Here is an 18,648-nt window from a genome sequence, read left to right on the forward strand (position 1 = left end):
GATTCAGCGGGCCCGCCACGGGTAGTCGCGCCCATGGCCGTGGCCCGGGACAAGCGACCACCGATGGTGCGGCGTACCGCGCTGCGCGATGGGCTGGTGGACATCGACGGCGCCCGGATCGCCGAGGCCACCGAGGAGCTGCGCCACCGCAGCCGGGCCACCCTGCACGACCGCCTGCACCGGGTGCGGATGGCAGGTGGACTGGCCGTGCAGGCCGGTCTCGCGGCCGGCCTTGCGTACTTCGTCTCGCACCGGCTGCTCGGCAACCCGCAGCCGGTCTTCGCGCCGATCTCGGCGGTCGGCACCCTCGCCGCGTCGGTCGGCCAGCGGTTCCGCCGCACCGTGGAGCTGATCGTCGGGGTGGGCGTCGGGGTGTTCGTCGGTGACCTGCTGATCTACTTCCTCGGCACCGGCGCGTGGCAGCTCGGCCTGGTGGTCACCGTGGCGATCCTGTTCACGATCTTCGCCGGGGCGAGCGTCGCCATCGTCATCCAGGCGGCCGCCACGGCGGTGCTTATCGTGACGCTGAGCCCGTCGACCCAGAACCTGGAGATCCCCCGCTTCGTCGACGCGCTCCTCGGCGGTGGGATCGCCTTGCTGGTGACGGCGGTGCTGCTGCCGCTGAACCCGCTACGGGTGATCAACCGGGCTGCCCGGCCGGCGCTGGACCTGCTCGCCGTCCAGCTCGACGCCACGGCGGACGGGCTGCGCAACCGGGACCGGGCAGCCGTCCAGCGGGCACTGGACCGGCTGCGCGACAACAAGGAGGAACTGGCCACCCTGGCCGAGGCCATCGAGGGGGCGAAGGAGACCGCCACGCTGTCACCGGCCCGCTGGCACCGCCGCGACGAGCTGACCCACTACGCGGAGGCGGCCGACCCCATCGACCGGGCGATGCGCAACAGCGGCACGCTGATCCGCAGATCGGTCACCCTGATCGAGGACGACGAGCCGATACCCGACCCGATGGCGGACGGGATCGGTCACCTCGCCGAGTCGGTGCGGCTGCTCAAGCGCGAGTTCGCCGCGGGCGAGACGCCGGAGAAGGCCCGGGAGCGGTCCCTGCGCGCCGTGAGCGAGGCCGGCCGGGCGTACGGCGCGGGGGTCGGTTTCTCCGGCAGCGTGGTCATCGCCCAGATCCGCACCACGGCCAGTGACCTGCTGGTGGCCTCCGGAATCGAGCAGGAGGAGGCGAACCGGTGGATCCGAAGCGCCTTCGGCGAGCAGGAACGGCCCATCGGTGAACCGGCCGAGCCGGGCGGCGCACCGAAACCGCCTACCGCCCCGCCCGTCGGCTGAGCGGGGCCGCGCACCTCACCCCAGCTCGGCGAGCGCCGCGAGGAGCCGGTCCACCTGGTCGACGGTGCTGCCCAGGCCGATGCTGGCGCGCAGCGCGGTGGCCGGCAGGTCCCGTCGACCGCTGCGCCCGGCCGCCTCGGCGAGCAGCCGCCGGGCCAGCGGGTGGGCACAGAACAACCCGTCGCGTACGCCGATCCGGTGCTGGGCGGCCAACCGGGCCGCCACCTCGGCGGAGTCCCACCCGGCGACCACGAACGAGACGATCCCGACCCGGGGAGCGTCCGGGCCGAAGGTGCGCAGCTCCACCACGTGCGGCAGGGCGGCGACCCCGGTGCGCAGCCGAGCCAGCAGCGCCTGCTCACGGGCCGCCAGCGCGGACCGGTCCGCCCCGGCGAGCGCCGTACACACCGCGGCCAGCGCCACCGCACCGAGCAGGTTCGGGGTGCCACCCTCGTGCCGCGCCGGGCCGGTCGTCCAGGTCACGTCGTGGGTGGCCGGGCCGACCCGGCTGGTGGCGCCCCCACCGGCCAGGTACGGCGGGGCGGCGTCCAGCCAGTCGGCCCGGCCGATCAGCACACCCGAGCCGAACGGGGCGTACAGCTTGTGACCCGACACGGCCAGGTAGTCCACGTCGAGCGCGAGCATGTCGACCGGCTCGTGCGGGGCGAGCTGCGCGGCGTCGAGTGCGATCCGGGCCCCGTGCCGGTGGGCGACCCGGGCCAGCTCCGCGACCGGCCACCGTTCCCCAGTCACGTTGCTGGCCCCGGTGACCGAGACCAGCACCGGCAGCGCCGGACTGCTGTCCCGGCGCAGCTCGGCCAGGGCGGCGGCGAGGGCGCGTACCGCCCCGGCGGGGTCGCTGGGCACCGGCAGTCGTACCGAGCCGCGCGGCCAGGGCAGCAGGTTCGCGTGGTGCTCGCCGGCGAACGTGACGACAGTGGTGCCGGCGGGCAACGCCCGGCCCAGCAGGTTGAGCGCGTCCGTGGTGTTCCTGGTGAAGATCACGTGGTCGTCGGCGCGGGCTCCGAAGAAGTCGCCGACCGTCTGCCGAGCCTGCTCGTAGGCCAGCGTGCAGCGCCGCGACAGCGCTCCCGCGCCCCGGTGCACACTCGCGTACCAGGGCAGTAGCTCGGTGACCGCGTCGGCCGCGACCCGCGCGCACGGCGCGCTTGCCGCGTAGTCCAGGTTGATCTCGCCGGGTACGCCGAGCACGTCGAGCGGCGCGGACGCCGCCGTGGGCAGGGCGGGCAGCGAGGGTACGAGAGTGACGGACACGCCGGAACCTCCGGGGTCAGGGACCCCGGGTGCGGCATCGGGACGGGGTCCGCGCTTGCCCAGCACACCGATCGGGCTGGGCCCGGTCATCACCCGGGGCACCCCACCGCGAACTCGACGAGGGTTGCCGGCCAGCAAGCCGGGGCTTGACGCTGGCGCTCGTGACCTGCCCGCAGCATAGCGGCTGCCGATGCGACCGGACCAGCCGGCGGCGGATGGCTACGCTGACCGCATGGCCGACACCCCGCCCGGTTCACCCCTGCCGTCGACGCCGCCCGTGCCCGCCGCTCAGCCCGCTGGCGAGGCGCCCCGGATGCCACTGCGCCGGCTCGGCTGGCGGCGGTTCCTGGTGCTGGCCGGGGTGGTGCTGTTGATCGCCGCGTGCGCGGTGTTCATGGTCTTCACGCTCGGCCAGTCACTCGGCGCGCGGGCCCTGCTGGTCGGGGTGGTGGCCGCCATCCTGCCGGTGCCGGTGCTGGTCGCCTGCTTCCTCTGGCTGGACCGGTACGAGCCGGAACCCCTCAAGTACCTGATCTTCTGTTTCGCCTGGGGTGCGTTCGTCTCCACGGCCGCCTCGCTCACCGTGAACGAGTTCGCCGCCGGCCGCTTCGCCGACTGGGGCCTGCCGGCCGCGCTCACCGGAGTGCTCGTGGCACCGTTCATCGAGGAGCTGACCAAGGCGCTCGGCCCGATCCTGCTGCTGGTGTTCCGCCGCCGGGAGTGGTCCGGGATCACCGACGGGCTGGTCTACTGCGGGCTCTCCGCGGTCGGCTTCGCCATGGTGGAGAACATCCTCTACCTGGGCGGGTACGGCTACGCGGCAGGCGCCGACCGCTACGGTCCGGCGACCGGCACCCAGCAGGTGATCGCCATCTTCATCGTGCGGATCCTGCTGTTCGGGTTCGCCCACCCGCTTTTCACCTCGATGACCGGTGTGGGGCTGGGTGTCGCGGCCCGGACGGCGGACCGGCGGGTCCGCGTGCTGGCGCCGGTCGCCGGTCTGCTGCTGGCGATGATGCTGCACGGCACCTGGAACCTGCTGCCCACGCTCACGCAGGCCACCGGCGAGGCGATCATCATGCTGTACGGCTTCCTGGGCCTCATGGTGCCTGTCTTCTTCGGCATGGTGGGGCTGGCGGTGTGGCTGCGCGCCTGGGAGGGGCGGCTCACCGAGCGGACGCTGCCGGACTACGTACGCGCCGGCTGGCTGACCCCGCCCGAGGTGGCCGCGCTGAGCAGTCTCGGGCGTCGGCACGCGGCCCGCAGTTGGGCCCGTCGGGTCGGCGGGGACGCCGGACTGCGGGCGATGCGTGGGTACCAGTTCGCGGCGACCCGGCTGGCGCTGCTGCGCGACGGGACACTGCGTGGCCTGGACCGCAAGCCCGCCGACCAGGAACGGTCGGCCCGGGAGGAGCGGGAGTTGCTGGAGGCGATCGGGGCGTACCGGTCGTTCTTCGTGGGTCGGGACCCGCAGGCTCCGGTGGGGGTCTGGGACGGCAGCCGCTACCACCTGCGTTTTCCGGACGGCACGCAGCGCCCGGTGGACGCGCCGGACGAGCCTGTGGTGCCGATCCCTGTGGTGCTCGCTCCCGCGCAGCCCACGCCCCCGGTCGGGTACGCGCCTCCCGGCTGGCCCGGCATGCGGCAGGCCGCGCCGTGGACGCCCGGCCAGCACTGAGACAGCGGGGGGTCAGGTCATCAGGGTGGTGAGGAAGTCACCGAGGCCCTGGGCCATCGCGACAAGCGCGGCGCCGATCGCCTTGAACATCTGCGCGGCCCCGTCCGGCCGGAACGCCATGAAGTAGATCAGGAACGCGACGCCGCCCCAGGTCAGCAGCTTCTTCACGAATACCGGCATCGTCCCTCCCCAGGGCCACGGTCGCCGGATGGCTTCCCGTCGTGCCGCGCGGCAAACGGTGCGCGGCGGGGAGGAGGAGCGTCAGAGGTACAGGCCTGTCGAGTCGTTCTCGATCCGCTCGGCGGCCACGGCGTGCACGTCCCTCTCGCGCAGCAGCACGTAGCCACGGCCGTGCAACTCGACCTCGGAGCGGTCGTCCGGGTCGAAGAGCACCCGGTCGCCGGAGACGATGGCGCGGACGTTCGGCCCCACCCCGACGGCGGTGGCCCACGCGAGCCGTTTGCCCACGGCGGCGGTCGCCGGGATGACGATTCCCGCGGTGGAGCGGCGCTCGCCCTCGCCGCCCTCCATCCGTACCAGCACACGGTCGTGCAGGAGGCGGATCGGCAGGCCGGCGTCGAGATCCTGGTCGGCGGTCACGACGCAGACGCTACCGTGTCGGCGACGGCCGGCCTCCGGCGGTTACGTCGGGAGGCCGGGGGGCAATGTGTGGCGGAACTGCCCTACGGTGTCGGGAACGGACGTATGCTGTCCGACCTGTCGTCGTGGGCGGACCGTTCTTCTGCCAGGAGGTGCGCTTGAGCCGCTTCGAGCGGGTACGCGGGCGGCTCCGCCGCGCCTACCAGTCGAGCCGGGAGCCGGTCCCCGCCGACCAGGATGCTCCGGAGCCGGCCCGGGTGGCCTCGCCGTCCGCGCCGGGGCCGAGCGCGCCGGCGAGCGCCACTGTCGTCGGCGCGGAACCCCAGGTGGACCTGCACACCTCCACGTCCAGCCGGGACGACGCCGACGTGCCGCACGGGCTGCGGATCGCCGCCGCCTGGTGCTGGCGGTTGATCGTGATCGGGGTGGTCGCCTGGGCCCTGCTGCGGATCGTCGGCACGATCAAGATCGTGATCATCCCGCTGGCTGTCGCGCTGCTGCTCTCGGCGCTGCTCGCGCCGGCCGTCGGCTGGCTGCTGCGGGCCCGGCTGCCCCGGTCGCTGGCGACGGCGGTGGTGCTTGTGGGCGGCCTGGCGGCGGTGATCGGCACGCTGACGCTTGTCGTGAACGAGTTCATCCGGGGCGTGCCGGAGCTGAGCGAGAAGTCCTCCGAGGGTGTCCGGCAGATCCAGAACTGGCTGAAGACCGGCCCGCTGCACCTCTCCGACACCCAGCTCGACCGCTACATCGACGAGGCGCAGGCCTGGATCAACGACAACACCTCGAAGTTCACAAGCGGCGCGCTGAGCACCGCCGCGACGCTCGCCGAGGTGCTGACCGGCACCATCCTGGTGCTATTCGCGACGTTCTTCTTCCTGCGCGACGGCAACCGGATCTGGCGCTTCCTGGTCCGGCTGCTGCCGGTGGCCGCCAGGTGGAAGGTCGACGACGCGGGCCGCGCCTCCTGGCAGACGCTGGGCGCGTACGTCCGGGCGACAGTGCTCGTCGCCTTCATCGACGCGGTGGGCATCGGCATCTTCCTGGTCGTCTTCGACATCCCGTTCGCGTTCCCGCTGGCCGCGCTCGTCTTCCTCGGCGCGTTCATCCCGATCGTCGGCGCGACGCTCTCCGGCGGCGTGGCGGTGCTGGTGGCGCTTGTCGACAGCGGCCCGGTCACCGCGCTGATCATCCTGGGTGCGGTGATCGGTGTGCAGCAGGTCGAGGGGCACGTGCTCCAGCCGCTGATCATGGGTCGGGCGGTGGCTCTGCACCCGCTCGCGGTGATCATCGGGATCGCCGCCGGTGTGGTGCTCGCCGGCATCACCGGCGCGCTGGTCTCCGTTCCCCTGATCGCCGTGCTGAACACGGCGGTGCGGCGGCTGGCCGCGCGGACCGTGCCGGACACCCCGCCCGATGCCGTGGTGGTCGCCGCCCAGGCCCCCTAGGGACCGGCGCCGCGCCGCCCGCGCCGCACCCCGGTCAAGATCGTGCTCGATCCTCGAAGTAGTGGCTTCCTCCCCGGGAGGAGGCCACTACTTCGTTGTTGGTGCGCGATCTCGACCGTCGGGGCGCTTGTCGCGCGGGCAACGCGCGTCAGGTCGTCGCGAGGCGTTGCAGGGCGCCGCGGGCCACCTCGGGACGGGTCGTGTACCAGAACGGCGGCAACGAGCGACGCAGGAACGGCCCGTAACCGCGGGCGGTCTCCAACCGCGAGTCGAGGACGGCGACCACGCCCCGGTCGCCGGTCGCCCGGATCAACCGGCCCACGCCCTGGGCCAGCCGCACCGCGGCGATCGGCACGCTCACCGCCGCGAAACCCGAGCCGCCACCCGCGTCCACGGCCGCCGCCCGCGCCGCCGCGAGAGGCTCGTCCGGTCGCGGGAAGGGCAGCCGGTCGATGACCACGAGCTGGCAGGCGTCGCCCGGCACGTCCACCCCCTGCCAGAGCGACATCACGCCGAACAGGCAGCTGGACCGCTCCTCCCGGAACCGGCGCACCAGCAGCGGCAGCGCCTCCTCGCCCTGCAACAGCACAGGCAGGTCGGTCCGTGCGCGCAGCAGCTCCGCCGCCTGCTGCGCGGCCCGCCGCGAGGAGAACAACCCGAGGGTACGACCACCGAGCGCCTCGACCAGCCCGAGCAGTTCCTCCCCGGCCGCCTCGGGCAGGCCGGAGACACTGGGCCGGGGCAGGTGTGCGGCGACGTACAGGATGCCCTGCCGCGCGTAGTCGAACGGCGAGCCCACGTCCAGCGACCGCCACCCCGGGCCCTCGGTCGCCGGGATGGTGGTGGGGTCGGCCAACCGGCGGCCCGGCGTCTCGGCGGCCGGGCGACCCGCCCCGGTGCGGGCGGCCAGCGAGGCGGCCGCCGGGGACGCCGGGACCGGCGGCGCGTCCAGCCCGAGGGCACGGGCCACCGTGTCGAAGCGCCCACCGAGTGCCAGGGTCGCCGAGGTGGCGACGACTGTGCGCTCGTCGTACAGGTGGGTGGCGAGGGTGCCGGCCACCGACAGCGGCGCGACCACGAGTGCCCGACGGCTGCCGCTGTCGTTCTTCTCCACCCAGGCCACGTCGTGCTCGGCCTCCTCCAGCAACCGCTGTGCCGTGGTGGAGAGGTCGTCGAGCGCTGCCTTCGCCTGCTGCTTGCGGACCGGGTCCGGATCGTCGGACTTGATGTCGCCTATCGCGTCCAACGCGCTGCGGGTGGCCGCGTCGAGCAGTGTGCACGCCTCCCGCAGCGGCGCCGGCAGGCCGGCGGTGAGCCGCCCGGCGGGCGCCTCGGCCAGCCCGACCGCGAGGGCGTCGCCGGCGGCGGTGAGCGCCTCGGCGGTCTCCGGTCGCAGCAGCGGGCGGGCCCGCCGGGTCGACCTGTCGATCAACTCCGGCACCAGCTCCGCCTGCGCCGCCGAGGAGACCCGATCGGCCAGCTCGTGCGCCTCGTCCACGATGAGCAGCTTGTGAGGCGGCACGATGTGCCGGTCCGCGAGCATGTCGACCGCGAGCAGGCTGTGGTTGGTCACCACGATGTCGGCCTCCCGGGCCCGGGCCCGGGACGCCTCGGCGAAGCACTCCTGCCCGAACGGGCAGCGGGTCGCGCCCACGCACTCCCGGGCCGGCATCGACACCAGCCGCCAGGCCTGGTCGTCGACGCCCGGGTCCAGCTCGTCCCGGTCGCCGGTGGCGGTCTTCTCGGCCCAGTCGCGTACCCGTTCGATCTGCTTGCCCAGACGGCCCGCCTCGCCGAGCCACTTCGTGCCGCCGCCGGGGCGGGCGGCCGGAGCGTCGAAGAGCGTGTCCTCCGGCTCCTCCTCGGTGGAGTTGTCCAACCGGGCCAGGCAGAGGTAGTGGTGACGACCCTTGAGCACCGCGAAGGTGGGCCGGCGACCCAGCAGCGGCTCGACCGCGTCGGCCAGCCGGGGCAGGTCGTGGTCGACGAGCTGGGACTGCAACGCCAGGGTGGCGGTGGACACCACCACCGGGCCGTCCACGGTGAGCGCGGGCGCGAGGTAGGCCAGCGACTTGCCGGTGCCGGTGCCCGCCTGGACGAGCAGGTGCTCGCCGCTCGTCACGCACTCCTCGATCGCCGTGGTCATCTGCTGCTGGCCGGGGCGTGCCGCGCCACCGGGGACCGCGCCCACGGCCGCCGCCAGCAGCTCCGTGCCGCTGGGTCGGGCACCCCGCCGCCGGCTCCCGGCACGGGCCGACGGGGAGGCGGAACCGGTGGCGGTGCGGGGCGGAGTCACCGTGCGACGGTACCCGCCGCCGCCGACACCGGCCGCGCCCATCCGCCCGCGTGGCGCGGACCCACACGCACGCTCCCGCTGGCCGTGCCGTCCCGTTACGACCGCGCTACGACGCGTGGGCAGTATCGGTTAGGGTGCGAATCATGCCGAGCGACGTGGTCCGAGTGATCTACCGCAAGTACGACGGCAGCGCCCACCGTGACTACCCGGCCCGCCGGCTCGCCGAGGACGACCTGGGCATCTGGCTGGGCGTCCCGTTCGGCACCGAGTCGGTCTACCACGGCCGGCCCTCGGTGGAGAAGATCCCCTTCGTCCTGCTGGTGCCGCACCACGCGTGGTGGACGTGCATGTTCAACCCGCCGCCGCGCACCAGCGAGGTCTACTGCGACATCGCCACCCCGGCCCGCTGGGAGTCCGACGACACCGTCCACCTCATCGACCTCGACCTGGACGTGGTGCGCCGCCGGGCCACCGGTCTGGTGGAACTGCTCGACGAGGACGAGTTCGCCGAGCACCGGGCCCGCTTCGGCTACCCCGAGGACGTGGTGGTGGAGGCCGAGGCCGCGGCCCGGTGGCTGTACGGCGCGCTGGGCGACGGCACCGAGCCGTTCGCCACCTCGTACCGCAAGTGGCTGGCGTTGGTGGTCTGAGCCGGCGCCCGGGTCACCAGCGCGGCGGCCAGGGTGTCGTCGTCACCCAGCGGTGGCAGGTCGGCCAGTTTCTCCGGGTTGAGCTGGTTGAAGATGCCTGTTATCCGGCCCTGGTCCACGGCGAACGCGGTGATCAGGCGGATCGGCCGCCCGTCGCTGTGCACCGTCTCCATCTGAAGGCCCGGCACGCCGTCGACGAGCACCGGCCGGGCCACCTCCCGGCCGGTTGCCTCCTGGACGTCCATCCTCCCGCCGAATCCGGGCGCGGGCAGCCCCGGATGCCGGCCGCGGCGGCTCTCGGCGGGCGGACCGCCGGGGGGTGGGCGATGATCCGTGCATGAGCACATCCCAGGAACCGCGGATCGTGGCGCCGGACGGTGGCGGAGTACGGGAGCCGCTGCGGGTCACCGCGCCTGTGGATCTCGGCGCGATCGATCCCCGGTCCACGCCCGGCCTGCCGGTGGCGGAGATGGACGGCGTCCGCCGCAAGACTTGGGCGCGGGAGCAGGTGGAGCTGGTCGGCGAGGAGCTTGGCCGGCAGCAGGAGATGCTCTTCGCGATGGCCCAGGCCGGGTCGGAGCGGCCGGCGCACCGGGTGCTGCTGGTGCTCCAGGCCATGGACTGCGGCGGCAAGGACGGCACGATCAAGCGGGTGGCGGGCGCCATGAACCCGCTGGGCCTGCACATCCGCTCGTTCGGTCCGCCGACCCCGCAGGAGCTGCGACACGACTTCCTGTGGCGGATCCGTCGCGCGCTGCCCCCACCCGGGTACGTCGGGATGTTCAACAGGTCGCACTACGAGGACGTGTTGATCGCCCGGGTCGCCTCGCTGGTGCCCGACGCCACCTGGAGGGCCCGTTACGACGAGATCAACTCCTTCGAGCGGGAGCTGACCGACGACGGTGTGACTCTGGTCAAGGTGATGTTGCACATCTCGTACGCCGAGCAGGGCGAGCGCCTGCTGCAACGGCTCACCGACCCGCGCAAGCACTGGAAGTACAACCCCTCGGATGTCGACGCCCGGGCCCGCTGGGACGACTACCAGGCCGCGTACGCCGAGGCTCTGAGCAGGTGTGCCACGGACGCCGCGCCTTGGTTCGTGGTGCCGGCGGACCGCAAGTGGTACCGGGACTGGGCGGTGGCCCACCTGCTGAGAGAGACGTTCGACACGCTTGATCTGGGGTATCCGCCTGCCGATTTCGATGTGGCGCACGAACGGGAGCGGCTGCGTACTGGGGGAGCGGGGGCGGATGGGGCGCCCGAGATGAACGGCAGGTGAACGACCGGTGAATGTGGCTTGGCCAGGGGTGGGCCGACGAATTCGCGGTCCAGCCGTTTTCTAGCATTCACCGGGCGGGTGCCCGACGGGTGCCGCCACCCTTCCACCGACGCGACGAGGTCTGTGCTGTGAAGTTTTCCTTCCGCCCCACCGAGGGCGCCTTCTACGAGCTCTTCACCAGGGCCGCGCAGAACCTGGTCCGGGGCACCGAGCTGCTTAACGAGCTGGCGCTGCCCGGCGTCGACGTGCAGTCCGTCAGCGAGCGGCTGACCGAGGTCGAGCACGACAGCGACCAGATCACGCACGACCTGTACAAGAAGATCAACTCGACATTCATCACGCCGTTCGACAGGGAGGACATCTACCGGCTCGGCTCGCTGCTCGACGACGTGATGGACCACCTGGAGGCGGTCGGCGACCTCCTCTACCTGTACGGGCTGACCGAGCTGCCCGCGCTGCCCCGCGAGCTGCACGAGATGGTCAACGTGCTCGACCAGCAGGCCAAGCTGACCGCCGAGGCCATGCCCCGGCTGAAGTCGATGAAGGACCTCGAGGACTACTGGATCGAGTGCAACCGGCTGGAGAACGAGGGCGACCGGATCAACAGGCAGCTGCTCGTACGCCTCTTCTCCGGTGAGTACGACGCGTTGACGGTGCTGAAGATGAAGGAGGTCGCCGACGAGCTGGAGGCCGCGTGCGACGCCTTCGAGCACGTGGCCAACACTGTCGAGACCATCGCCGTCAAGGAGTCCTGAGCCGGTGTCCCCTGAACTCATCGCCGTACTGGCGGTGATCGCGGTGGCCCTGGCGTTCGACTACACCAACGGCTTCCACGACGCCGCCAACGCGATCGCCACAAGCGTCTCCACCCGGGCGCTGACCCCGCGGATCGCCCTCGGGCTCGCCGCGGTCGGCAACTTCGTCGGCGCCCACTTCGGCGCCGGCGTCGCCAAGACCGTCGGCGACGGCCTGGTCACCCTCCCGACCGGGGTGAGCAGCCTCGGGGTGGTCTTCGCCGGGGTGCTCGGTGCGATCGCCTGGAACCTGATCACCTGGTACTTCGGTCTGCCCTCGTCGTCGTCGCACGCGCTCTTCGGCGGCCTGGTCGGCGCGACCCTGCTGTCCACAGGCGGTCTCGTGCAGTGGGGCAACATCGGCGAGAAGGTGCTGCTGCCGATGGTGCTCTCGCCCATTGTCGGTCTCACCCTCGGCTACCTGCTGATGCTCGCCATCCTCTGGCTGTTCCGCAAGGGGCAGCCGGGCAAGCTCAACAGGGGCTTCCGGTGGGCGCAGACCGCCTCGGCGGCCGCCATGTCCGTCGGCCACGGCATGCAGGACGCCGCCAAGACCATGGGCATCGTGGTGCTGGCGCTGTACACGGGCGGTTTCCAGGAGAGCAAGACGCACATCCCGGGCTGGGTGTTCTGGACGTCCGCGACGATGCTGGCCCTCGGCACGTACGCCGGTGGTTGGCGGATCATCCGGACCCTCGGACGCAAGATCATCGACCTCGGGCCGCCGGAGGGCTTCGCCGCCGAGACGGTGGCCAGCGCGGTGCTCTACTTCAACGCCCTGGTGCTCAAGGCTCCGATCTCCACCACCCACACGATCACCTCGGCGATCATGGGTGTGGGCGCGACCAAGCGGCTCTCCGCGGTGCGGTGGAACGTCGCAGGCAACATCGTGATCGCCTGGATCATCACGTTCCCGGCGGCGGCGCTGATCGCCTGTGTCACGTACCTGCTGGTCCGGCCGCTCTTCGGCTGACCGGTCCCCGCACGCGAAAAGGCCCCCCGATCGGGGGGCCTTTTCGCGTTCAGACGTACCGCACGCCGATCTGCCCGCGGATCGTGTCCAGCAGCGCCATCACCTCGAGTGTGGTGGTGTGCGGCACGAGCGGGCTCTCGGTCAGCCCGGCGGCCAGGCAACGCTGCACCTCGATCGCCTCGTACTGGTAGCCGTTGCCGGCCTCCTCCGCGACTATCGTCTCCGGCTCGGCGCCGGCCCGGTGCACTGTCAGCGACGCCGGCCGGAAGAACGGCTCCGGCAGGTCGATCCGGCCGGTGGTGCCGGTGATCGAGGCGGACAACTCGCTGGCCCCGACCATGCCGCAGCTCAGCGTGGCCAGCGCCCCGGTGTCGTAGCCGAACAGGATGCCCGTGTTCTCGTCCGTCCCCTCCGGCCCGAGCTGCGCCCAGGACCGGATGTGCTGCGGTACCCCGAGCAGCAGATGGGCCAGGCTGATCGGGTAGATCCCCAGGTCGAGCAACGCACCCCCGCCCAGCACCGGGTTGCGCATCCGGTGCTCCGGCGGGAACGGCCCGGCCACCCCGAAGTCGGCCCGGACGCCGCTCACCGTGCCGATCGCCCCCTCCCCGATTAGCTCGACCACCCGCTGGATGAGCGGGTTGGTCCGCATCCACATGGCCTCCATGAGGAAGACCCCTGCGGCGCGGGCGGTGTCCACCAGCTCGGTGCTCGTCGCCAGGTCCAGCGTGAACGGCTTCTCCAGCAGCACCGCCCGCCCGGCGGTCAGGCAGGTCATCGCCGCCTCGTGGTGCGCGGCGTGCGGCGTGGCCACGTAGATGACGTCGACCTCCGGGTCGGCGGCCAACTCCACCCAGGAGCCGTACGCCCGCTTCGCCCCGTGCTTGTCGGCGAACCGCTGCGCGCTGTCGGCGGCCCGGGATCCGACCGCGACGAGCTCGGCGTCCGGCACCAGCCGGAGGTCTTCGGCGAAACGGCTGGCGATGTGGCCGGTGGCCAGGATGCCCCAACGAGTCATGCCCGGCACGCTAGCCGAGCCGGGTGAACCGCCCGATGCCCGGTCGCCGCCCTGCTCATCCGTCGGGACCTCGGGTGCCCCGACCGCCGTACCGCCCTGCACCGCTGCCGCCGACCGGAGCGCCGGCCGGCTGGCGTCGGCGGGTCGGGGAACTAGGCTCGCGGCATGACGATCGACAGCGACGGCTTCGCCGCCCCGGCCGCCCTGGTCGAGCACGCCCGCCGGTTCCAGGCCGAGGGCGGCACCCCGGCGATGCCCCGGGTCGCGGCCACGGTGCTGCTGCTGCGTCCGACCGACACCGACTTCGAGGTGTACGTCATCCGCCGGGTCGCCGCCATGACCTTCGGCGGGATGTACGCCTTCCCCGGCGGCGGGGTGGACCGCTCCGACTCGGAGGCACACCTGGAGTGGGCCGGCCCGACGCCAACCGAGTGGGCGGGACGGCTCGGCGTCGCCCCGGACGACGCCCAGGCGGTGGTCTGCGCCGCCGCCCGGGAGGTCTTCGAGGAGGCGGGCGTGCTGCTCGCAGGCCCGGACGAGGCGACAGTGGTGGGTGACGTCAGCGGCGACGACTGGGAGACCGCACGGCAGGATCTGGAGGGGCGTCGGCTGGGCTTCGCGGCGCTGCTGGCCGACCGGCGTCTCACCCTGCGGTCGGACCTGCTGCTGCCGTGGAGCCGGTGGATCACCCCCGAGTTCGAACCGCGCCGCTTCGACACGTACTTCTTCGTGGCCCTGCTGCCGGCGGGGCAGCGGACCCGCGACGTCTCCGGTGAGGCCGACCACACTCTGTGGATCCGGCCGGCCGACGCCCTGGCCCGGGCGCGGGCCGGCGAGCTGACCATGCTGCCGCCGACCCTTGTCACGCTCGCCCAGGTGGCGGCGGCCGGTGACCTGGCCGGGGTGGCCCGCGCGGCGGCCGACCGGGATGCCGCGACCCCTGTCGCCCCGCGCCTCGACCTCCCCCCGGACGGCGAACCCCGCTTCGTGCTCGCCTGACTGCGCGCTGCCGGGTGCCGTCAAGATCCGCTCAACTTCAGGGAAACTGCTGCGTCCGACGAGCGGGAGGCAGCAAATTCCGGGAAGTTGCGCAGATCTTGGCCGCGTCGGATCGAGCCGAGCGGTCGCGCTGTGGGTACGCGAAGGGGCGCCGGTCAGGTCGACCGACGCCCCTCGCGGACCGGGATCCAGCGGTTCAGCCGAAGCGGCCGGTGATGTAGTCCTCGGTCTTCTTCACGCTCGGGTTGCTGAAGATCTTCTGGGTGTTGTCGTACTCGATGAGCCGGCCGGGGTCGCCTGTCTTCTCGATGGAGAAGAAGGCGGTCCGGTCCGACACCCGCGCGGCCTGCTGCATGTTGTGCGTCACGATGATGATCGTGAACTTGTCCTTGAGCTGGAACATCAGGTCCTCGATCGCCAGCGTGGAGATCGGGTCCAGCGCCGAGCACGGCTCGTCCATCAGCACGACCTGCGGCTCGACAGCGATGGTCCGGGCGATGCAGAGCCGCTGCTGCTGACCGCCGGAGAGGCCCGCGCCGGGCTTGCCCAGCCGGTCCTTGACCTCGTCCCACAGGTTCGCCGAGCGCAGCGCCTTCTCGGCGGCCTCGTCCAGGATCGACTTCTTCCGGACGCCGTTGAGCTTCAGCCCGGCGACCACGTTCTCGAAGATGCTCATGGTGGGGAACGGGTTCGGCCGCTGGAAGACCATGCCGATCATGCGCCGGACCGCTGTGACGTCCACGTCCCGGTCGTAGATGTCCTGGTCGTCGATGGTCAGGCTGCCCTCGACCCGAGCACCGGGCAACACCTCGTGCATCCGGTTGATCGACCGCAGGAACGTGGACTTGCCGCAACCGGACGGGCCGATCAGGGCGGTGACGGTCTTCGGCTCGACCGTCAGGTTGATGTTCTCGATCGCCTTGAAGCCGCCGTAGTAGGCGGTGACGTTCGAGGCTTCGACACGCTTGGCCATGGTGGTGGTACCTCCGGGGTTCATCGGCTGAGCCGGTTGCGACGGGCCAGCAGCTTCGCCGCGATCGTCAGGATGAGCACGAGGGCGACCAGGGTGAGAGCCGCGGTCCACGCCCGTGCCGGCGCGTACCTCGACGCGTCACCGGCCTGCTGGTAGACGAAGAGGGACAGCGACGACTGGCTGTTCTCGAAGGGGTTTGTGTTGATGGCGGCGCCGCCGCCGGCGACCAGCAGCACCGGCGCGGTCTCGCCGGCCGCGCGGGCGATGGCGAGCATGACGCCCGTGACGATGCCGGGCAGCGCCGTCGGCAGGACCACCCGCAGGATGGTCTTCCACTTGGGTACGCCGAGCGCGTACGCGCCCTCGCGCAGCGGCGCCGGGACGAGGCGGAGCATCTCCTCGGTGGACCTGACGATTGTGGGAAGCATGAGCACGCTCAGCGCGAGCGCCGCCGCGAAGCCGGAGAAGCTGGGCCGGCCGTCGTTGAACCACGGCGACACGATCAGCACCCAGAACGCCAGCACGAAGAGGCCGGAGACGATCGACGGGATGCCTGTCATCACGTCCACGAAGAACCGGATCGCGAAGGCGAACCTGCCGCGCCCGTACTCGACGATGTAGATGGCGCACAGGACGCCCAGCGGGACGGTGATCAGGGTGGCGATGCCCACCTGCTCCAGCGTGCCGACGATCGCGTGGTACGCGCCGCCGTTGGCGTCCCGGGCCCCGATGTTGTTCATCGAGGTCTGGAAGAAGTTGACGTCCAGCCGCTCGGTGCCCTTGCTGACAAGCGTCCAGACCACCGAGACGAGCGGGAGTACCGCCAGCACGAACGCGGAGTGGATCAGCGCGCTCCAGGTGCGGTTGCGGGCCGACCGGCGCCCCTCGACCGCGTTGGCCGCGGCGAAGAGCCCGACCAGGTAGAGGACCGCGCCGAGGGCGACCACGAGGACCGGGCCGCCGATGCCGGCGCCGTGGACGACCGCCGCGGCGAGCGCCAGGGCCGCGACGGCGATGGCCGGTGCGGCGTACCAGGGAAGTCGCCGACCCCGCAGTGACGCGGGCTGGGCCGGCGGGCGGGTGCGGTGGGAGGTGACGGTTGTGGTCATGCGGCCGACTCCGTGAACTCCCGGCGGCGGTAGATGATCGCCCGCGCCGTGATGTTGACGATCAGCGTGATGGTGAACAGCACCAGGCCGGAGGCGATGAGCGCACCCCGTCCGGTCTCGTTCGCCTCGCCGAACGCGTTGGCGATGTTGGCGGCGATGGTGTTGCCGCCGTTCTGGATGAGGTTGAACGAGATGCCGAAGGTGATGCCGAGGGTCAGCGCCAGGGCGATGGTCTCGCCGAGGGCGCGGCCCAGGCCGAGCATCACCGCGGCGATGATGCCGGGGCGGCCGTAGGGGAGAACCGCGGTACGCAGCATCTCCCAGCGGGTGGCACCCAGCGCGAGGGCGGCCTCCTCGTTCGCGGTAGGCGTCTGGAGGAACACCTCACGGGAGAGCGAGGTGATGATCGGCAGCACCATGATGGCGAGCACCAGGGCGCCCAACATGATCGACTTACCGAACGGGCCGTCGCCGCCGAAGATCGGGATCCAGCCGAAGTACTCGTTGAGCCAGACCGAGAAGTCCCGCACCGGGTTGATGAAGATGTCCCGACCCCAAAGGCCGAAGACCACGCTCGGCACGGCGGCCAGCAGGTCGACCAGGAAGCCGAGCGCGGTGCCCAGTCGGCGCGGCGCGTAGTGCGAGAGGTAGAGCGCGATGCCCAGCGCCACCGGCACCGCCATCAGCAGCGCGAGAGCCGAGCTGAGCACTGTGCCGAAGGCGAGCGTACCGATGCCGAACTTGGGCTCTGTCTCGTTGGGGGACCAGCCCTCGTAGGACCAGAAGTTCTCGGTGTTGGCGCGCAGGGCCGGTACCGCCTTGGCGACCAGGAAGATCGCGATGGCGGCGATGATGACCAGAACGGCGGTGCCGGCGGCAAGTGTGAGACCGCGGAAGGCCCGCTCGGCGCCGAACTTCCGGCTGCGCGGCAGCGCGCCGCCGCCGCCCAGCCCGGCGCCGCCCGGGGAACGGGTGCTGACTGGTGCCTCGGCCACACGCGCCGAGGCACCGGCGGGCCACTCGTGACTCTGGGTCACGCGCGTCCCGCCGGTGCCGGCGTCGGCCGAGCGGTGAGGGGTTTCACCCATCTGCTCGCTCGATTCGGTTGCGGAGGTGGTGGGGTCGGGTCAGGAGAGGTTCGTGACCGCGGTCTCGACCTTGGTGCGGACCGTCTCCGGCAGCGGGGCGTAGCCCAGGTCGGTAAGCGAGTTCTGGCCCTCGGCGCTGGCGGCGTAGCCCAGCAGGCCCTTGACCAGCTTGAGCTTGTCGGCGGCGAGGCCCTTGCCGCAGACGATCTCGTACGTCGCCAGGACGATCGGGTAGGCCCCGGCCTCCTTGGTGTTGTAGTCGATCGACAGCTTGAGGTCGTCGCCCTGGCCCTCGATCTTGGCGCCGGCGATGGTCTTGCCGGCGGCCTCGGCGGTCAACGCGGCGAACTCGCCGTTGCCGTTACCGATCTTGGCCATCTTCAGGCCGGCGTTCTCGGCGAACGACCACTCCATGTAGCCGATGGAGCCGTCGGCGCCCTTGACGGAGCTGGCCACGCCGTCCGAGCCCTTGGCACCGGTGCCGCCCGGTGCCTTCCAGGCCTTGGCGTTGCCCAGCGTCCAGTCCGCCTCGGAGGTCTTCGAGAGAAACTTGGTGAAGTTGTCGGTGGTGCCCGACTCGTCCGAGCGGTGGACGGTCTGGATGGTGGTCGCCGGGAGCTTGGCGTCCGGGTTGTCGGCCTTGATCGCCGTGTCGTCCCACTTGGTCACCGTGCCGGCGAAGATCTTCGCCAGGGTGGCCGGCTTGAGCTGGAGGTTGTCCACGCCGCTGACGTTGTAGGCGACGGCCACCGGGCCGATCACCATCGGCAGGTGGATGGCCTTGCCGCCGACGCACTTGGCGTCGGCCTTCGGCTGCTCCTCCGGCTTGAGCGCGGAGTCGGAGCCGGCGAAGTCGGCGGTGCCGGCGATGAACGCCTGGATGCCGGCGCCCGAGCCGGAGGCCTCGTAGTTGATCGTGGTGCCCTGGCACTTCTGCTGGTACGCCTTGATCCACTCGGCCATGGCGTTCTTCTGCGCCGACGAGCCCTGGGCGTTGAGCGTTCCGGTAGCGCAGTCGACCGCGGCGGCCGAGCCCGAAGCAGTCGCGCCGGAGGCGGGCTCGTTGTTGTCCGAGCCGCATGCACTGAGGCCGAGCGTCGCGGCAAGAGCGAGGCAGGCAATAGTGCCGTACCGCTGGAGCTTCACCTGAGGGGTTTCCCTTCGCGTCTGAC

The 18,648-nt window shown here is 71.8% G+C and carries 17 protein-coding genes and 1 riboswitch; of the genes, 8 read left to right on the top strand and 9 right to left on the bottom strand.

Going from position 1 to position 18,648, the window contains the following annotated elements:
- Positions 1 to 63 precede the first annotated feature (63 nt).
- Entirely contained in the window at positions 64 to 1,299 is a 1,236-nt protein-coding gene (locus tag ACFY1S_RS09925) for an aromatic acid exporter family protein (RefSeq protein ID WP_387116002.1), read from the top strand.
- A gap of 15 nt (positions 1,300 to 1,314) precedes the next feature.
- Here the strand turns inward: ACFY1S_RS09925 and ACFY1S_RS09930 are convergent, their stop codons facing one another.
- Positions 1,315 to 2,574 carry an aminotransferase class V-fold PLP-dependent enzyme gene (locus ACFY1S_RS09930; RefSeq protein WP_387115031.1) on the bottom strand — a complete coding sequence of 420 codons (1,260 nt, stop codon included), beginning with the start codon at positions 2,572 to 2,574 and terminating at the stop codon, positions 1,315 to 1,317.
- A 46-nt stretch (positions 2,575 to 2,620) separates the two neighbouring features.
- Positions 2,621 to 2,741, bottom strand: a riboswitch (SAM riboswitch).
- Positions 2,742 to 2,764: 23 nt separating this feature from the next.
- Here ACFY1S_RS09930 and ACFY1S_RS09935 point away from each other — a divergent pair.
- The gene (locus ACFY1S_RS09935; protein ID WP_387115034.1) at positions 2,765 to 4,252 is read left to right on the top strand and encodes a PrsW family intramembrane metalloprotease; all 1,488 of its coding nucleotides are present in this window, start codon (positions 2,765 to 2,767) and stop codon (positions 4,250 to 4,252) included.
- Positions 4,253 to 4,264: 12 nt separating this feature from the next.
- On the opposite strand, the gene ACFY1S_RS09940 is transcribed toward ACFY1S_RS09935, so the two are convergent.
- Positions 4,265 to 4,432 (bottom strand): hypothetical protein, encoded by a 168-nt coding sequence (locus tag ACFY1S_RS09940; RefSeq protein ID WP_354820115.1) that lies wholly within the window; start codon positions 4,430 to 4,432, stop codon positions 4,265 to 4,267.
- Positions 4,433 to 4,513: 81 nt separating this feature from the next.
- Positions 4,514 to 4,852 carry a co-chaperone GroES gene (locus ACFY1S_RS09945; protein WP_354820112.1) on the bottom strand — a complete coding sequence of 113 codons (339 nt, stop codon included), beginning with the start codon at positions 4,850 to 4,852 and terminating at the stop codon, positions 4,514 to 4,516.
- A gap of 158 nt (positions 4,853 to 5,010) precedes the next feature.
- Between ACFY1S_RS09945 and ACFY1S_RS09950 the strand changes: the two genes are divergently transcribed.
- Positions 5,011 to 6,297 (top strand): AI-2E family transporter, encoded by a 1,287-nt coding sequence (locus ACFY1S_RS09950; protein WP_387115038.1) that lies wholly within the window; start codon positions 5,011 to 5,013, stop codon positions 6,295 to 6,297.
- A gap of 148 nt (positions 6,298 to 6,445) precedes the next feature.
- On the opposite strand, the gene ACFY1S_RS09955 is transcribed toward ACFY1S_RS09950, so the two are convergent.
- Positions 6,446 to 8,635, bottom strand: coding sequence for an ATP-dependent DNA helicase (locus ACFY1S_RS09955; RefSeq protein ID WP_364372858.1), 2,190 nt, complete (start codon positions 8,633 to 8,635; stop codon positions 6,446 to 6,448).
- Positions 8,636 to 8,736: 101 nt separating this feature from the next.
- On the opposite strand from ACFY1S_RS09955, the gene ACFY1S_RS09960 reads away from it, so the two are divergent.
- The 4 genes from ACFY1S_RS09960 to ACFY1S_RS09975 all read left to right on the top strand — a co-directional run bounded on the left by ACFY1S_RS09960 (position 8,737) and on the right by ACFY1S_RS09975 (position 12,289).
- Positions 8,737 to 9,243 (top strand): DUF402 domain-containing protein, encoded by a 507-nt coding sequence (locus tag ACFY1S_RS09960; protein WP_357982859.1) that lies wholly within the window; start codon positions 8,737 to 8,739, stop codon positions 9,241 to 9,243.
- A gap of 337 nt (positions 9,244 to 9,580) precedes the next feature.
- The gene (locus ACFY1S_RS09965) at positions 9,581 to 10,522 is read left to right on the top strand and encodes a PPK2 family polyphosphate kinase (RefSeq protein WP_387115042.1); all 942 of its coding nucleotides are present in this window, start codon (positions 9,581 to 9,583) and stop codon (positions 10,520 to 10,522) included.
- A 128-nt stretch (positions 10,523 to 10,650) separates the two neighbouring features.
- Positions 10,651 to 11,277, top strand: coding sequence for a DUF47 domain-containing protein (locus ACFY1S_RS09970; protein WP_278142861.1), 627 nt, complete (start codon positions 10,651 to 10,653; stop codon positions 11,275 to 11,277).
- Between the two features lie 4 nt (positions 11,278 to 11,281).
- Positions 11,282 to 12,289, top strand: a complete 1,008-nt coding sequence (locus tag ACFY1S_RS09975; protein WP_139587550.1) for an inorganic phosphate transporter — start codon at positions 11,282 to 11,284, stop codon at positions 12,287 to 12,289.
- A 49-nt stretch (positions 12,290 to 12,338) separates the two neighbouring features.
- On the opposite strand, the gene ACFY1S_RS09980 is transcribed toward ACFY1S_RS09975, so the two are convergent.
- Positions 12,339 to 13,307 (bottom strand): Gfo/Idh/MocA family protein, encoded by a 969-nt coding sequence (locus ACFY1S_RS09980; RefSeq protein WP_387115046.1) that lies wholly within the window; start codon positions 13,305 to 13,307, stop codon positions 12,339 to 12,341.
- Between the two features lie 165 nt (positions 13,308 to 13,472).
- Here ACFY1S_RS09980 and ACFY1S_RS09985 point away from each other — a divergent pair, with 165 nt between their 5' ends.
- A complete protein-coding gene (locus ACFY1S_RS09985; protein ID WP_387115049.1) occupies positions 13,473 to 14,306 on the top strand; it encodes an NUDIX hydrolase in 834 nt (277 codons plus the stop codon).
- A gap of 196 nt (positions 14,307 to 14,502) precedes the next feature.
- Here the strand turns inward: ACFY1S_RS09985 and pstB are convergent, their stop codons facing one another.
- The 4 genes from pstB to pstS are packed head-to-tail and all read right to left on the bottom strand — an operon-like array spanning position 14,503 to position 18,622.
- On the bottom strand, positions 14,503 to 15,279 hold the full coding sequence (pstB, locus tag ACFY1S_RS09990) for a phosphate ABC transporter ATP-binding protein PstB (protein ID WP_151488544.1): 777 nt from the start codon (positions 15,277 to 15,279) through the stop codon (positions 14,503 to 14,505).
- 20 nt (positions 15,280 to 15,299) lie between these two features.
- Positions 15,300 to 16,388, bottom strand: a complete 1,089-nt coding sequence (pstA, locus tag ACFY1S_RS09995) for a phosphate ABC transporter permease PstA (protein ID WP_387115052.1) — start codon at positions 16,386 to 16,388, stop codon at positions 15,300 to 15,302.
- Entirely contained in the window at positions 16,385 to 17,476 is a 1,092-nt protein-coding gene (gene pstC, locus ACFY1S_RS10000) for a phosphate ABC transporter permease subunit PstC (protein WP_364372884.1), read from the bottom strand. Before pstC ends, pstA begins: the two co-directional genes overlap by 4 nt.
- Before the next feature lie 39 nt (positions 17,477 to 17,515).
- The gene (gene pstS / locus ACFY1S_RS10005; RefSeq protein WP_387115056.1) at positions 17,516 to 18,622 is read right to left on the bottom strand and encodes a phosphate ABC transporter substrate-binding protein PstS; all 1,107 of its coding nucleotides are present in this window, start codon (positions 18,620 to 18,622) and stop codon (positions 17,516 to 17,518) included.
- Positions 18,623 to 18,648: the final 26 nt, after the last annotated feature.

Source organism: Micromonospora sp. NPDC000663 (assembly GCF_042898105.1).
In the GTDB taxonomy this organism is placed as follows: Bacteria; Actinomycetota; Actinomycetes; order Mycobacteriales; family Micromonosporaceae; genus Micromonospora.

Excerpts from the sequence above, each read along its gene's own strand:
- pstA (WP_387115052.1), bottom strand. The coding sequence starts at position 16,388 with ATGACCACAACCGTCACCTCCCACCGCACCCGCCCGCCGGCCCAGCCC.
- ACFY1S_RS09935 (WP_387115034.1), top strand. The coding sequence starts at position 2,765 with ATGCGACCGGACCAGCCGGCGGCGGATGGCTACGCTGACCGCATGGCC.
- ACFY1S_RS09985 (WP_387115049.1), top strand. The coding sequence starts at position 13,473 with ATGACGATCGACAGCGACGGCTTCGCCGCCCCGGCCGCCCTGGTCGAG.
- ACFY1S_RS09960 (WP_357982859.1), top strand. The coding sequence starts at position 8,737 with ATGCCGAGCGACGTGGTCCGAGTGATCTACCGCAAGTACGACGGCAGC.
- ACFY1S_RS09955 (WP_364372858.1), bottom strand. The coding sequence starts at position 8,635 with ATGGGCGCGGCCGGTGTCGGCGGCGGCGGGTACCGTCGCACGGTGACT.
- ACFY1S_RS09940 (WP_354820115.1), bottom strand. The coding sequence starts at position 4,432 with ATGCCGGTATTCGTGAAGAAGCTGCTGACCTGGGGCGGCGTCGCGTTC.
- ACFY1S_RS09980 (WP_387115046.1), bottom strand. The coding sequence starts at position 13,307 with ATGACTCGTTGGGGCATCCTGGCCACCGGCCACATCGCCAGCCGTTTC.
- pstC (WP_364372884.1), bottom strand. The coding sequence starts at position 17,476 with ATGGGTGAAACCCCTCACCGCTCGGCCGACGCCGGCACCGGCGGGACG.
- ACFY1S_RS09925 (WP_387116002.1), top strand. The coding sequence starts at position 64 with ATGGTGCGGCGTACCGCGCTGCGCGATGGGCTGGTGGACATCGACGGC.
- ACFY1S_RS09965 (WP_387115042.1), top strand. The coding sequence starts at position 9,581 with ATGAGCACATCCCAGGAACCGCGGATCGTGGCGCCGGACGGTGGCGGA.
- pstB (WP_151488544.1), bottom strand. The coding sequence starts at position 15,279 with ATGGCCAAGCGTGTCGAAGCCTCGAACGTCACCGCCTACTACGGCGGC.